Origin of the sequence: Stenotrophomonas sp. PS02298 (assembly GCF_029959445.1) — a bacterium.
GTDB lineage: Bacteria > Pseudomonadota > Gammaproteobacteria > Xanthomonadales > Xanthomonadaceae > Stenotrophomonas.
In genome coordinates this window covers 1-15,595 of record NZ_JASCOR010000110.1, presented here as the reverse complement: position 1 = coordinate 15,595, position 15,595 = coordinate 1, and the positions used below count along the sequence as shown (strand labels likewise).

The window sequence follows — 15,595 nt, the reverse complement described above, 5'->3', positions numbered from 1 at the left end:
ACCGAGGGCATGGTGCGGGCCATCGCAGCCTGAGCATCACGTTCTTTTGCTGCAGTGCTGGTTGCTCAAACTGGCTGCATCGTCGTCGGCAGTACCGCGCCCGGGAGTTTTTACACAGCCTCGGCCAGAAGCAGACAGGTCGAGCCCCAGCAAAGTCGACAACTACGCGCTGGTTTCCTGAAGCACCATCACCATCTCATGCCAAGCCATACCGCCGTGGCTGGACTCGGACGGTTTGACATAGGCATAGCCCATGCGGAGGTACAGCTCCACGTGGCGGTCCTTGCACATCAGGTGGATGGTCTTTTTGCCGAGCGCGCGCATGCGCTCCACGAAGACGGTCATCAGCTGTTTCGAGTAGCCCTTGCCCTGGTGCGCAGGGTCGACCACGACCGACATGATGACCACGTTCGGCGCGTCCGGATCATGACCGATCAGTTCCTTGAATGCCTCATCGGACATGACGACTAGGTGGGCACAGCCAGCATTGATGAAGCCGACGTTGGTGCCATCGGCTTCCAGCACCAGAAAGCCCTGGGGGTACTGCGCGATGCGTGTGGAAATCTTGGCCAGCGTCGCGGCCTCGTCACCTTCATAGGCGGAGATTTCTATCTGGTAGCAACGTTCGGCGTCGGCCGCGCGAGCCTCACGGAACGAGAGTTGCGGAGTGACCATCGGCGTCTACCTGCATATGAGTGGGGCGATGGCGATTGTAGGTGCGGACTTTAATGCACATACTGCAATTTCTTCAGCAAAGAATGCATTTTATGCATGATCTATCGCGTCGCCTTGATCTCAATCTGCTGCGGGTGTTCGATGCTCTTTACCGCCACCGTACGGTTGTGGGCGCGGCCGACGAACTGGCCATCAGCCCGTCGGCCTGCAGCCATGCCCTCAAGCGCCTGCGCGATGCGCTGCAGGACGACCTGTTCGCACGGTACGGGGCCGGGATGCAGCCCACCGCGCGCGCAGATCATCTGGCGCCGGGGGTCAGCGAAGCGCTGGAGGCACTTGCCGCCAGCCTGGGCTCGGTTGGGCCGTTCAAGCCCCAGACCAGTCGCCAGACCTTTGTGCTGGCCGCCACCGACTTCACCGCTTTCGCCCTGCTGCCCACATTGGTCGAACGACTTAGCCAACGGGCGCCACGGGTCCGGCTGGAGATCAACTACACCGAGCATCGCAATGCGGCCGAGGAACTTGCTGCAGGTCGTATCCACTTCGCGCTCGGCTTCAGTCACCCCGGCGGCGGGACAAGCGGCGTCGAAGCGATCACCTGCTTCGAGGATTCCTACGTTGCCGTGCATCGTCCCGACCACCCGCGCGTCCGATCCGTGCTCGACCTGGAGGCGTATCTGGCCGAACGTCACATCGTGGTGGCACCGTGGGCCGATGAGCCCAGCGTCATCGACGCTGCTCTGCAGCGCGAGGGCCACCGCCGCGAGATCGCGGTGCGCCTGCCGAGTGTACTGGCCGCTCCTTTCATCGCCGCGCGCAGCGACCATCTGCTGACCGTTCCTCGGCGCGTTGCCGAAATGTTCTCCAGAAGCGTGCCACTGCAGATCGCAGCCCTGCCCTTCAATGCGCCGAGTTACCGCACCCAGGTGTTCTACCACCGCCGCTATGCCGGCACTGCAGGGAACGTCTGGCTGAAGGCCATGATCGAATCAGCGCTGGTGGAATCGGGTGAGGCTGGGCTTGAATCCAAGGCCAAAAGCCAACCTAGGCCCTACCCCCGATAACGCGCCCTTATCACTTGCGCAGACGCCGCTTGCATTGATTGAGCCGCAGCACCCGGTGTCAGTACGTCGCAACCTCGAGCCAAAGGATGGCAAAGCGACCCGCTGACTTCGATTCGCCCAGCTCGCCCACACCACGCACCAACAGCAAGATTCCGCAAACGCCCTCCCCCTCCCTGCGCTACGCTCCCACCCAGTCACTGGTACGGAACAGGCGTTATGGGTGCGGCACGCAAGGCCTTGTGGTACATCGAAAGCCACTTTGCCGAGAACCCCTCGCTGGCCCAGATCGCCGAGGCGGTCGAGCTCTCGCCGTTCCACCTCTCACGCCTGTTCCAGGTCAGTACCGGGACCTCGATGGCGCGCTATCTTCGTGTGCGTCGACTTACCGAGGCGGCACGGACCCTGGCTGCTGGCAGCGAGCCCATCCTGGATGTCGCCCTGGCCGCAGGCTATGCCTCGCATGCGGCTTTTACCAATGCCTTCACCGAGCAGTTCAAGCGGCCCCCGGAACACGTTCGCCGGAACGGTCTGCACAGCGTAGCGCTATTGGAGGCCATCAAGCTCGACGCTCCACCCCTGCCCTGCGAGGTGGAACCGGTACGTCGCAGGCAGGGTCCGCTGCGTGTGGCAGGCATCCGCGCCCGCCACACCGCCGCTACCGTGGCGTCCATTCCCTCGCAATGGCAGCAGTTGGCGCTGACCCGGGAGCTGGGCAAGGACATTGCCTTCGGGGTCTGCTGCAACCGCGATGGCGAGGGTGCGTTCGACTACATCGCCGGCATGGAGATCGGTGCGAACGCCGCCATGCCTTCGGCGTGGCATGCCGTCTCCATTCCGGCCGGTGACTATCTGGTGGCGTGGCATGCGGGCCACATCTCGACCATCCGCTCCACCTGGTACTGGCTGTTGAACGACTACCTGCCCCGCTCCGGCCTGAGCCTCGCCGACGCACCCGACTTTGAACGCTATGACACCCGCTTCGATGACCGCACCGGAAACGGCGGCGTGGAGATCTGGCTGCCGCTGTCCGACCTGAGTTGATCCAAGGAGACCCGTTCGTGCGAGTAGTGCCCTACACATTCTTCCTGCTGAGCTGTCTGTTCGCACCGCTGTCATGGGCGGCTGCGCCCTCGCCCGCTGTTGGCGAAACTCATGGCGTCGCGCACACGCCCAGCGCAGCAGTCCGCGATGCCGGGCAAAGCGACCAGGTGCGGTACACCGTGTGGTATCCGGCGCAGCCAGGTGTACAACAGAAAGCTCTGGAGATCGGGCCGCCGGGTGCGCCGCTGTTCCTGGCGGGCTCTTCTGCGGTCGATGCCCCCGTTGCGCCGGGCCGCTGGCCCGTACTGCTGCTGTCACACGGCAACGGCGGCAGTGCCCGCATGATGGGCTGGTTCGGCACCGCCCTGGCGCAATCGGGATATGTAGTGGTCGCGGTGGACCATCCCGGCAACAACGGTGTGGACGCGATGACCGAAGCCGGAAGTATTCTGGTGTGGAACCGGGCCGATGATCTCGCTGTGGCATTGGCTGCAGTGCAGGCCGACCCCGTGCTGGCTGCGCATGTGGATCCCAGCCGGCTGGGGCTGGTGGGATACTCGGCCGGTGGGTTCACCGCATTGGTGGCTGCTGGCGCGCGGCCGCACATGTCCCGGTTGGCTGCCTTCTGCCAAACATCGCCGAAGGATGGGGTATGCATGCCCCAGGCCGAGAATCCGGAAATGACCCTGGAGCGGCGGATGGCGGCGGCCGCTATGCCGGAGCTGGCTCCTTGGGTGGCCAGGTCGGCGGAGGATCGCCGAATTCCAATCGTTCGTGCTGTGTTCTTGATGGCACCGGCAATCGTGCAGGCGTTCGAGCCGGATGAGCTTGCACGGTTGGAGGCTCCGCTGTCGGTGGTTGTGGGTGAGTCCGATGCGATTGCCGCGCCCGCCAGCAACAGCAAGGTCATTGCCAAGGCGAATGACAAAACGCGACTTCAGGTACTCCCCTTGGTAGGTCACTACGACTTCCTTGCGGACTGCACGGAACTGGGCCGTGAGCGGCTAGGTAAGCTGTGCGAGGTGAATGCCGACAAGCAGGCTACGCATCAGGCAACGATCCAGCAGGCCAGGTCGCTGTTCGATTCCGCGTTTCGGTAGCTGCAAACCCGGAGCTGCGCTTGGACCATTGCCCGCATTGCGTACCTGACAGGTGGAGCAATCCGTGTTTCACATAAAAGTGCCCACGCGGGTTGAGCATCCATGTTGACGTTCATGGGCTCTTTTATGCGCTGTAGCTATCGGTACACCACCCAAAGCTAGATTCCTTGCGTGGCGACACTGCATCGCATCGCCCATATCCACCAGGCCGAGTCCATTCCGCCACAGGGCGCGTTGTTGCTTGCTGCCAGCGGCGGCCTGGAGCTCATCGCCTTCGCCCAAGTGCAGCCTGGCTGTTGACTTGTTGGTACCACAACCTTCCTCTGTTTAGCGGCCGAACCGCACCTCTGACCGCCTCACCGCCCATCTTTGGGCTGAGGCGCTGGTCGTCGCCCCGCCCTCCGCCGTCCACGCACCTTGGATGGTTTGTTGGTTGCTACAGATTTAGGCTCGTCCACTGGCTCCGGCACCAATGAGGGCTGCATCCTCTGGACCTTGGCGAAGTTCTTGCGCGCGCTCGCCAGTCCGAAACCGTAGTCCAGGGCCTTGATGGCGAGACCGCCAAGAAACAACCCAACAAACACCATCATCACCAGCTCAGCGCCCGAAGCCGTAGCGCGACCTCGGTAGCTCAACAACAGCAAAAGCAGCGCGGCCATTGCCAACAGGAAATAGAGTCCAAAACCAACGACGATGCCGAACCACGCGTGTAGCGCCTTTGCGTGACGTTCGTTCTTCCACCGAACCAAACCATCGTCCAGCTGGAAGAATTTCGCCGAGTGGCTCAAGGCCCACAGCGTATCTGCGACTTGGGAGTTTGAAGCTACGTTGATGATGATCCGCGCCGGCAGGTACTCGCGGCAGTAGTGGCGAATCAATACCTCGCACCAGAGATGATCGCGCTTCGCGCGCTCGAAGTCCCAGAGCTGCAGGAACTCCTGCCTGGCTTTCGCTCGATCACTGTTGAGCGAGTAAAGGCCCTTGAACAGTACAAGCAGCAGCAAAGCCAACACGACGATGATCTCGCCGGCCATGCTGTGGCCGAAGCTTCCTGCTAACTTGAGTACAAGCTCTTGCACCCGCCCCCCTTGCCTTCATTGGCTGGATTTGCAGTAGATCATAGCCGGGTTATCAGACTGCTTGGTCGCGAAGCTTTGATGCAGACGCAGCCTCATACTTCCGTCCGCCCGCCAGCGTGTCAATATTCGTGGGCACGGTCAGTCGGCAGAGGTGCGACTACTACGGATGGAAGTCCAAGTACGGCATGGGAGCGTCGGACGTGCAAAAGCATTGCGAGGTCGAGGCCGACCGCACCATGTAAAAAAGGATGTACGCCGAGCTGGCGATGGTGGACCGCGCGTTGAAGATTGCGATCGATAACATCAACGACAGATGGTCGGTCTGTTTCATGCCCATTGCGCTCTGCAATGCGTTGGACGTAATCGACGGTTTCAGCCGTTTGGGCTTTGGCCATGGAAACGGATCCAAGTCTGCCTGCCACACGAGCCATCCGGACCTTCGCGCGAATTACTGCGTGCCGTGGCTATATTGCAAGGTCTCGCTGGCGGGCTTCCTGTATTACCGTCGATCGAAGCGAGCTTGGGAGCAGCTTCACTCCACGGGTACTCCCAGTGAGAACGACTGTGGAAAGTGGCTACTTGCGCAGACCACTTCCGGTCAAGGCGCGGCCTCTCCAAGCGCGGATGCGACCTTGAGAACGTACATATGCCCAACCAGTCTGGAACCTTCTTCAAGGACATAGAGACCGCCCTGGTCGCCATGCACTGAACCTATCCAGCCAACAGATCGGATAGTCGTGTCAGAGTTCAGTAGCACCAACCGGTTGGCAGCGCCTGAGCTCGTCGTGGTGATGATGGAGACTTCCGACTGGCCATCGCTGCTCGACAAGAAAAGGTCGACTGAGCTGCCATCGCGTGCAGCGGCGATTCTCTCCTCGCTGGAATAGATGCCTCCGTCTTCGATTATTGACAACGTTCGTCCCTGCGGGACGTCTACGCTTCTGGCTTCAAGTTCGCTTGAGGCACGGTTTGGCCCGATTACCACGCCTGTCGAGAACCTATAGCTGGAACCTCGAAAGCTCGTCAGATACTGGCCGCATGAGCTTGATATCTCCAGTGCCGATACTTTTGCAATGTAGTCACTTGCAACGTGCAGACTACTTTGCACTTTTGTGGACAATTCATCTGCACGAAACGTCTCAAGAACGAAGGCCGGATTGGAGCATTTTTCCGAAGATGCCGGCTCCACAGCCTCTGTCGGTGAGGCCGACGCCATCAACAGAATGCAGGCTACTAGTGCGTGGTGAATGATTCGAGCAATGCGCGGAGGAGCACATGGCGCCCAAATTTTCCGCTTGGTCATCGTTCACGCCCCTGGAGAATTCTGCGTTGATGGCTATTCGCGGGAATCCACCGTTGAAATCGAACTCGTCCGTGGCAGGTCTATTTCAAACATTGGGCCCCTGCGGGTCTATCGTCCAGATTCTATTTCAGATCCTTGAGCTCGTGGTCTGCGACCTTTGATCCTTCGGCCATGACCATCACATCACCTGCTGAACGATGTCACCAGTTCCAGGCGGAATCGTTCAGCCCCCTGGTGGGCACGCCCCACGCTATCGGATTGAGCTGACCATGGTGCCGGATACAACAACGCCCCTTGCGGGGCGTTGTTGTTGCAGCAGGCGGGGAGTCCCCGATCAGTACTTCTTCTCGATGTTGAGCATCAGGCCGTTGTCGCGCTGCTCGCTGTCGCCGAACAGACCGCGGTACTCGAGGCGCACCATCAGGTCACGTTCCGCGGCCAGCATCAGGCCCGCACCGAACAGGAAGCGGTTGCGCTTGAAGCCACGCACATCGGCCTGGTACAGCGGCCCACCCGGCAGGTCGGCGTACTGCATGAAGGCCGTGGACGGATCCTCCAGCTCGCGCTGGTATTCCATCCGCAGTTGCGGCGACAGGCGGCCCCAGCTCACGGCGTGGGCGAAGGACACCCGCAGGCCGGCGCTGACGGTGGTGGTGTCCACATCCTGGCGATGGAAGTCCAAGGCGTGGCCACTGTCGGTGCCGGTCTCGGTGTAGCCATCCAACTGCGCGCGCGCGGCATCCAGGCGGGCATATGGCGACCACTGCCAATTGTCCTTCTGGAAGTCGGCACCGGCCGACACCGACGCGAACCACTGCGTACCGTCGCGCTTGCCTTGCACCATTGCACCGGTGTCGGTCACGTAACGGCGGTTCTCGAAGCCCAGCAGCTGATAACCGGCCAGCCAGTCGACGAACAGGTGGCGGCCTGGGTGCCAGCTGGCGTAGGCGGCCATCGTGTACGCATCGCCGTCCGTGCGCGTGCCATTGTCGCCCACGTCGGTGCGGTCCTGGCCGTAGCCAACGCCTGCGCCGATCGCGAACGACGGCGACACCCTGTAGTCCGCACCTGCACTGACGCCGCTGGTCTCGAAATCGAGTCCCTCGCGGCCGGCACGGCCATCTGCTGCGCCCGAGCTGATCATGCCGCCCGTCCACAGCCCCAGCGAGGTGTTGGCGGTGTCGCGGGTGTACGGCAGCGGCTCGCTGTAGCCGACCGACTCGTCGCTGACGGCCGGCACCCGGCACGGATCCCCGATGACAGTCCCGCGTCCCGGCCCGCAGTTGCGGTCGACCTGGAAGCCGATCCCGTTCTGGAAGCTGCTGCCGCCCTCGCCTGCCCCATGCAGCCGCTCAAGGCGCTGCTGGAAGTTTCCGATCTGCGAGGTCGCAAAACGACGCGTGGTGGCAGCCTGGGCGTCCAGCATGCCCAGCACTTCCGCGTCCTTCGACGGGTCGCTGCGCGGTGTCACATTGAAGCTCACCAGCGCCTGCGCAGAGGTTGCGTAGGCGTTGCTCAGCGTGAAGCTCACGGTCGCCACGCCTGCGAACTCCAGCGACGGGGTGAACGTCAGCAACCATGCCTGACCGCTCTGCTCCAACCGGACCTCACCCGCCGTGGACGGACTCAGCGCGATCACGTTGGCTGCGGTGAACGGACCACCGGTCGCACCGGCGGTCAGATCCACCTGCACGCTGCCACCGGCAATCACATCACGCTGCTGCGGCTGGGCCTGCGGCAACGGATTGACGGTGATGGTTGCCGTGGCCGTAGCCGACGGACCGAACGCGTTGCTGAGCGTGTAGCGCAGCATTACCGTTCCGTTAGCTGTGGCGGGTGCGGTATACACCAGGCTGGTGCCATCGACCACCACCGTGCCCTCGGCCGGCTGCTCGACCACGGTCACCGTGGTGAACGGCCCACCGCTGGCGCCGGCGGTCGCATCGATGCGGACTGCGCTGCCTGCCAGTACGGTGACAGCCTGGTCGGCCACCACCGGCACCGGCAGCGCGACGACTGTGATGGTTACTGTTGCAGGCTGCGAGCTGCCGCCCGGACCCGTCGCGGTGTAGCGCAGGGTGTCGGTGCCCGCATAGCCCTGGCCAGGGGTGTAGACGACATCCAGCCCGTTGACCACAGCCGTACCGTTGGTCGGTACCTGCACGATGGTGATGCTGGTGATCACCCCCGTGTCGTTGCCGGTCACAGCGACCGTCACCGGCTGCTGTGCCAGCGTGGTGGCCGCATCAGCCACGGCGACCGGCACGCTTTCGATGACCTCGAGGGTGACGGTCACAGCGCCGGTGAAGCCAAGGTTGTCGGTTGCCACGACATCAAACGTCGAGGTGCCCGCCGCCGTCGGCGTGCCGGAGAGGTTGCCTGCCGCCGACATCGTCAACCCGGCCGGGACGGTGCCCGAGCCGATCGCGAACGTATACCCGCTCGAGCCCCCGCTGGCACTGAATTCAACGGTATAGGCCGTGCCGCGCGTGGCATCTGCCAGCGCTGTCGGAACCACCGTGATCAGCGGTGCGGTGATCTGCAGGCTGTAGGCCTGCACGATCTGCGCAGTAGTTCCCGTGGTGCTGTCGGTGGCACGGATGGACACATTGAAGCTGCCCGAGACCGTCGGCGTGCCCGACAGCGTGCCGTCGGCCGCCAACGTCAGACCCGCCGGCAGTGCCCCGCTGGCAATGGTGTAGGCATAGGGTGCGATGCCGCCATCCGCCGCGAAGGTCGCGGTGTAGGCAACCCCCGCCACACCCGACGGGAGCGCCCCGGCTGCGGGCGCCAGGGTCAGCGCCGGCACCGAGACGGTCAGCGTGTAGGCCTGGCTCAGTGTGGTGGGCGTACCACCGGTGCTGTCGGTCACGGTGACGGTCACGTTGTACGTGCCTGCCGCCGTCGCAACACCACTCAGCTCGCCGCTGGTAGACAGCGTCAGCCCCGTCGGCAGACTGCCGGCGGTCACGGCGTAGCTGTACGGCGCGATGCCACCACTGCCCGAGAACGTCTGGGCGTACGTCGTGCCTGCGGTTGCCGTCGGCAGCGCACCGGCGGCCGGAGCCAGCGCCAGGGCTGGCGCGGTCACTTCCAGACTGTAGGCCTGGGTGAGCGTGGCAGGCGTGCCACTCGTACTGTCGGTGACGCTGATGGTGATGTTGAACGTGCCCACGGAGACCGGCGTGCCCGCCAGCGTGCCGTCAGTCGCCAGCGACAGCCCGCCAGGCAATGCACCGGCGATGACGGCGTAGCTGTACGGTGCCGCGCCACCGGTGGCGACGAAGCTCTGGCTGTACGCCGTGCCTGCCACGGCCGTCGGCAACGCACCGGATGCCGGGACAAGCAACAGCGTCGGTGCAGCCACCTGCAGCGTGTAGCTCTGGCTTACCTGTGCCGGGGTACCGGTGGTGCTGTCCACCGCCGTGATGGTGAAAATGAAGGTGCCACTGCTGGTCGGCGTGCCGCTCAGCGTGCCACCGGCCGACAGCGTCAGGCCGGCCGGCAGTGCACCGGCGGTCACGCTGTGGCTGTACGGAGCTACGCCACCGGTCACAGTGAAGTCCTGCTGGTAGCTGGTCCCGGCCACCGCGCCCGGCAGTGCGCCGGCCGTCGGCGCGAGCACCAGCGTGCCGGAGGACACCGCCAGGGTGTACGCCTGACTTTGCATGCCGACACCGCCGACCGTGCTGTCGGACACCTGCACGGTGAAGTTGAACGTCCCTGCAGCCGTCGGGGTGCCTTCCAGTTCGCCGGCGGCGGACAGCGTCAGGCCCGCCGGCAGTGCGCCAGCAGCCACAGCATAGATGTAGGGCGCCGCGCCTCCGGTGGTGCTGAAGGTCTGCGCATACACCACGCCCGACACGGCAGGCGGCAGCGTGCCGGCGGCCGGTGCGAGCACTAGCGTCGGCGGGACCACCTGCAGCGTGTAGGCCTGGCTGATCGTCGCGGGCGTACCGCCCGTGCTGTCGGTGGCCTGCACGGTGAAGCTGAAGTTGCCAGCAACCTGCGCGGTGCCGCTCAGGGTGCCGTCCGCGGCGAGCGTGATGCCGGTCGGCAGCGTGCCGGCCGTCAGCGCGTAGGCATAAGGAGCCTGGCCGCCGTCAGCGATGAAGGTCTGCGTATAGCCCGCCCCCACCGTCGCCAGCGGCAGCGCACCGGCCGCAGGCGAGAGCGTCAGCGTCGGCGCCGCGATCTCAAGCGTGTAAGCCTGCACGATCATTGCCTGCGTGCCGCTGGTGCTGTCGGTCGCCTGCACGGTGAACGCGAAGCTGCCCGCCACGGTCGGCGTCCCCGAGAGCACGCCTCCGGTAGACAGGGTCACGCCTGCCGGCAGTGCACCGGCCGTGATCGCGTAGGTGTAGGGCGCCACGCCATCCGTTGCCGTGAAGGTCTGCGAGTAAGCAGCACCCGCCGTCCCACCCGGCAACGCACCCGCCGCGGGGGCCAGACTTAGCGTCGGTGCCGCGATGGTCAGCGTGTAGGCCTGGCTCAGTGCCGCCGGGGTGCCGGTGGTGGTGTCCATGACCTGCACGCTGAACGCGAACGTGCCCGAGGCCGTCGGCGTGCCCGACAGGTTGCCGCCTGGATCAAGCGTCAGGCCGCTCGGCAGCGCGCCACTGGCGATGGAATAGCTGTACGGCGCGATGCCGCCCGTGGTCGTGAAGCTCTGCTGGTAGGCCGTCGCGGCCGTACCCGCCTGCAGCGCACCGGCCGCCGGCGCCAGCACCAGGGTCGGTGCGGACACCTGCAGTACGTAGGACACGTCGATCTGTGCCACGCCGCCGCTGGTGCTGTCGCTTGCGCGCACGGTGAAGTTGAAGGTGCCGGACTCCGTCGGGGTGCCGCTCAGGTTACCCGCCGTATCCAGGGTCAGGCCGGCCGGCAGCGCGCCACCGAGCACCTCATAGACGTACGGCGCCACGCCACCACTGGCTGTGATCGTCTGCTGGTACGCCGTCCCGGCCGCCGCCGCAGGCAGCGGGCCAGCCGCAGGCGCGACGGACAGCGTCGGCGTGCCCATGCTCAACGTATACGTCGTGTTGATGAACGCCGTGCCGTCTGTGGTGCTGTCGCGCATCTGCACGTTCACCAGGAAGATGCCGGAGACGGTCGACACACCGGACACCGTGCCGGTGGGCGACAGGGTCAAACCGGACGGGAATGCACCGCCTACCACGCTGAAGTCATACGGCGCATTACCGCCCGACCCCACCAGATCCAACTGATAGGCCGTCCCAGCCACGCCGGCCGGCAGCGGGCCGGCTGCCGGCGTCACTGCCAGCGCGGGCGCCCCCACCGACAGGATGTACGGCTGGATCGCCAACGCCGCGGTTCCGGTGGTGCTGTCGCGCGCCTCGATGATCAGGTTGAAACTGCCTTCTGCGGTGGGCACGCCACTGAGCGTGCCGTCCGCGGCCAGAGTGATCCCGGCTGGCAGAGCACCCGCGACCAGACTGAAGGTGTACGGGGCGACGCCGCCGCTTGCCGTCAGCGCTTGCGTGTAAGTGAGCGCCGCCATCGCCGGCGGCAGCATGCCGGCAGGCGGCGCGATGCTCAGCGCCCCTGGCACCACGCCCAGCGTGTAGCTCTCGACGACCTCGCCGGCAGTTCCGCCGGTGCTGTCCGTCGCACGCACCGAGAAGCTGAAGGTGCCGCTGCTGGTCGGCGTGCCTGAGAGCACACCACCGGCGGACAGCGTGACGCCACCGGGCAACGTGCCCGATGCGATGGCGTAGGCATACGGTGCCTGGCCACCGGCAGCGCTTAGGTTCTGGGAGTATGCCGTGCCCGACGTACCGCTTGGCAACGCGCCGGCAGCCGGCGAGAGCGTAAGTGTCGGCGCGGCGATCTGCAGCGTATAGGGCTGCAGCAGGACGCCCGGCGAACCGCTGGTGCTGTCTTCGACCCGCACCGTGAACGAGAAGCTTCCCGCCTCCGTCGACGTACCAGAAAGGTCACCGGTCGGCGACAGCGTGATGCCGTCCGGCAGCCGTCCGGCCACCAGCGTGAAGCCATACGGTGCGATGCCGCCGCTCGCAGACAGCGTCTGCGTGTAAGACGACGATGCTGTGCCGTCCACCAGCACCAGTGGCGTCACCGCCAACGTCGGCGCCGCGACCACCAGCGAATAGCTCTCCGTCACGGATCCCGCCGTACCACTGGTGGAATCGACAGCTGTCAGCGTGAAATTGAACGCGCCGCTGCGGGTCGGCGTTCCGGACAGCACGCCGTTGGAAGATAGCGTCAGGCCGTCCGGAAGCGCACCACTGCCCAGGCTGTACGTATGGGCCGGCGTACCGCCCGTGGCGACGAACGTCTGGCTGTAGGCAGTCGCAGCGGTTGCACCCGGAAGTGCACCAGCGGCCGGCGACAGCGTCAGCGTCGGCGCAGCAACCGTCAGTGTGTAGGCACGCGCACCGGTCTGCCCGTTGGCATCCGTGGTGGTGATCGTGAAAGAGAAGGTGCCACTGGCGGTCGGCGCGCCAATCGTGCTGCCATCTGCCTGCAGGGCTACGCCGGCTGGAAGCGCGCCGTTCGTCACCGCAAAGCTGTAAGGCGCGATGCCACCGCTGGCGGTGAACTGGGCGCCGTATGCTGTGCCCGCGCTGGCGAGCGGAGCCAGCGCGGGGCCAACGGAGATCGTCGGGGGACTGACGGACAGGCTGTAGCTGGTGGTCAGTGTTGCCGGCGAACTGGCGCCCGTGCTGGAGTCCTCCGCGGTTACCGTGACGATGTAGAGACCCACCTGCGTGGGCACACCGCGCAGCCAGCCACCATCCACCGACACGCCCGCCGGCAGTGTGCCGAGGAAAGTGTACGTGTACGGCGCGATACCGCCGGTGACCGGGAACTCCAGGTCCAGCTGCTGTCCGTACTGGACGCTAAATGTTCCCGCGGGCACTGTAGGGGACAGCGTGGCCGGGGCTACCGACAATGGCTCGTTGCTGTGGATGGGATACGGCCCGTTGCCGACACTGGCGTCCCGTGCGTTCACGATCAGCATGAAGGCGCCGGACTCAGTGGGCGTTCCGGTGATGGTGACGCTGCGGTTGCCTGTGCTCGTCATGGCCAAGCCCGCGGGCAGACCGGTGACGGTGATATCGCTGTACGGCTCGGTCCCTCCGGCAAACGTGCCCACGATGGTGGCCGGAGTGCCGACCTTGATACCGGTCAGCCCCGAGAACGTCATGGAGAGCGCCGGCCCGCTGACGGTGATAGAGACCGTTGCAACAGACGATGTCCCTGCCACGTTTGTCGCGGTATAGCTGAAGTTGTCAGGCCCACCATAGTTCGATGCAGGCGTGTAGGTGACCGAAGTTCCCGTGACGTCCAGGATGCCGTGCGTCGGCGCCGTGGTGATGGTCAGGCTGTCCGCCACGCCCCCGCTCAGGTTCAGTGGCACGGTGGTCGGGCCCGCGCCATAGGGCACGACCAGGCTGGAGTCGTTGGCGACCGGGGCGGCGCTGGCCACCGTGATCGAGTACGTCGCGGCCGCCGCGTACGGCCCGGTGCCGGTTGTGGAATCGGTCGCCTGCACGGTAAAAGAATAGGTCCCGGGCGTCGTCGGCGTGCCACTGAAGGCGCCGGTCGTTGCATTGAGCAGTATGCCTGGCGGCAATCCATCGGCGGGCGTTGTATAGGTGTACGGCGCGATGCCGCCACTGGCTGCGGTGACCGACGCGGTATAGCTCGCATCCTGGGTCGCCTGCGCCAATGTCGCACCGTTGAAGGTGATGGTCGGCGGGTCCACCGTGAGGACGAAGTAGTGCGATTGGGTGAACGGAGCACCAACGCCAGTACCGCTGCTGGTCACGGTCAGTTGCAGCGGGAAGCTGCCCGACTGGGTCGGCGTGCCACCGAGGACACCCTGCGCCGTCAGTGTCACTCCTGCCGGCAGCGTGCCGGAGGTGATCGCATAAGTGTAGGGTGCAAGGCCACCACTTGCGCTGAACGGCAGGTTGAACAGCTCCCCTGTCCAGGTCAACTCGTTGTTGGGCGTCGGCGCAAGCAGGATGACCGGCGGGGCCACCGACATCGTGTACATGCGGGTCCCGACAAACGTGTCGGCATCGGTGGCGCTGATGGTGAAGCTGAAGAAGCCCGCTTCCGTCGGCGTCCCGGACAGCGTCCCGCTTGCGGTATTCAACGTCACGCCGAGCGGCAACGCGCCGGCACTCACGGCATAGGTATACGGTGCGGTGCCGCCGGTGGCCGTGATGGTCTGCAAATAGGCCGTCCCCACGCGGCCATTGGTCACCATTGTCGGTGCGATCGTGATGGTCGGCGGCGTGACCACCGTGGCGCTGGTCGGCAGCGCGACGCTGTAGGGGAACGTTCCGCCGCTGCTGTCCGTGACCTGGACCTGGAAGGAGTACGTCCCGACTGCCGTCGGCGTACCGGACAGCACGCTGCCGCTCATCGCGGTGCCGGGCGGGGTGGTGCCGGAAATGTAGACGATCGTATACGGTGCAATACCGCCGCTGGCCGTCACCTGGCGCGTATATGACACACCCACAGCAGCGCCAGTCAGCGGATTGACCGTGATCGTCGGATTTGCTGGCGACGCCGAATAGGTCTTGGAAGTGGTTTCATTGGTGCCGTCGGTGACCTGCACCGTGATCGACGTGGTCGCACGGCTGCTGGGCGTACCGCTAAGCAGGCCACTGGGGGACAGTGTCAGGCCCGGGATGCTGCCCGCGGTGACGGCATAGGTGTAATTGCCGTCGCCACCGGAGGCGGATAACTGCTGTGAATACGGCACGCCAACCTTGAGGCCGGTCAATGCGCCAGGCGAAATCGTGATGGCGCTGGCCGGTGGCTGGATGGTGACATTGATGGTGATGTCGCCACCATTGCTGTCATCGATGACGAACTGGTCAGTGAGGTCCGCTCCGGTGCCGTTATGGGTGTAGGTCACATAATCGGAGAAGGCGCTGAAACTCACCGTGCCATGTTGCGGAGGGACTTTTACCGGGCCGACGCCAATGAAGGTGCCGCCGTCGCAGTAGCCGATGTCCTGCGTCTGGAAGCTGCCGTAGGGCACCGTGTAGCTCAGTGTCGGGCAATAAGGAGACGGGGCCGCCTGCGCCGCGGCGGCGGGCAGGAGCCAGCCGACGATAAGCATCACCCCAAGCAGGAGCCAGGACGTCCAAGCGCCCGGAATACCGCGATCCTTTGCAACAAGCACGTGCGTGCGAGCCAGTTCCATTGCCAATCCCCCTGACACAGCGACAGCCGACCAGCGCGTGCGCGCTGGCCCGTCCCCCTGTCTGATTGTCTGTCTTGAGCCATGCCCGGTCCGCGCTGCCGCGCCCGCCCGTCTACCGCCCC

At 64.9% G+C, this 15,595-nt stretch carries 9 protein-coding genes; 4 read left to right on the top strand and 5 right to left on the bottom strand.

Going from position 1 to position 15,595, the window contains the following annotated elements:
* Nucleotides 1-162: 162 nt before the first annotated feature.
* On the bottom strand, nucleotides 163-675 hold the full coding sequence (locus tag QMX78_RS15110) for a GNAT family N-acetyltransferase (protein ID WP_282270983.1): 513 nt from the start codon (nucleotides 673-675) through the stop codon (nucleotides 163-165).
* A 92-nt stretch (nucleotides 676-767) separates the two neighbouring features.
* Between QMX78_RS15110 and QMX78_RS15105 the strand changes: the two genes are divergently transcribed.
* The 4 genes from QMX78_RS15105 to QMX78_RS15090 all read left to right on the top strand — a co-directional run bounded on the left by QMX78_RS15105 (nucleotide 768) and on the right by QMX78_RS15090 (nucleotide 4,180).
* Nucleotides 768-1,739 (top strand): LysR family transcriptional regulator, encoded by a 972-nt coding sequence (locus QMX78_RS15105; RefSeq protein ID WP_282270981.1) that lies wholly within the window; start codon nucleotides 768-770, stop codon nucleotides 1,737-1,739.
* Nucleotides 1,740-1,955: 216 nt separating this feature from the next.
* Nucleotides 1,956-2,780 carry an AraC family transcriptional regulator gene (locus QMX78_RS15100; RefSeq protein ID WP_282270979.1) on the top strand — a complete coding sequence of 275 codons (825 nt, stop codon included), beginning with the start codon at nucleotides 1,956-1,958 and terminating at the stop codon, nucleotides 2,778-2,780.
* A 26-nt stretch (nucleotides 2,781-2,806) separates the two neighbouring features.
* The gene (locus QMX78_RS15095) at nucleotides 2,807-3,880 is read left to right on the top strand and encodes an alpha/beta fold hydrolase (RefSeq protein ID WP_282270977.1); all 1,074 of its coding nucleotides are present in this window, start codon (nucleotides 2,807-2,809) and stop codon (nucleotides 3,878-3,880) included.
* Between the two features lie 171 nt (nucleotides 3,881-4,051).
* Entirely contained in the window at nucleotides 4,052-4,180 is a 129-nt protein-coding gene (locus QMX78_RS15090; RefSeq protein WP_282270976.1) for a hypothetical protein, read from the top strand.
* 56 nt (nucleotides 4,181-4,236) lie between these two features.
* Here the strand turns inward: QMX78_RS15090 and QMX78_RS15085 are convergent, their stop codons facing one another.
* The 4 genes from QMX78_RS15085 to QMX78_RS15070 form a co-directional block, all read right to left on the bottom strand.
* Nucleotides 4,237-4,914 (bottom strand): hypothetical protein, encoded by a 678-nt coding sequence (locus tag QMX78_RS15085; protein ID WP_282270975.1) that lies wholly within the window; start codon nucleotides 4,912-4,914, stop codon nucleotides 4,237-4,239.
* 164 nt (nucleotides 4,915-5,078) lie between these two features.
* A complete protein-coding gene (locus QMX78_RS15080) occupies nucleotides 5,079-5,354 on the bottom strand; it encodes a hypothetical protein (protein ID WP_282270974.1) in 276 nt (91 codons plus the stop codon).
* A gap of 203 nt (nucleotides 5,355-5,557) precedes the next feature.
* Complete coding sequence (locus tag QMX78_RS15075; protein WP_282270972.1) at nucleotides 5,558-6,262, bottom strand: hypothetical protein; 705 nt, start codon at nucleotides 6,260-6,262, stop codon at nucleotides 5,558-5,560.
* Nucleotides 6,263-6,596: 334 nt separating this feature from the next.
* Nucleotides 6,597-15,473, bottom strand: coding sequence for a putative Ig domain-containing protein (locus QMX78_RS15070; RefSeq protein ID WP_282270970.1), 8,877 nt, complete (start codon nucleotides 15,471-15,473; stop codon nucleotides 6,597-6,599).
* Nucleotides 15,474-15,595: the final 122 nt, after the last annotated feature.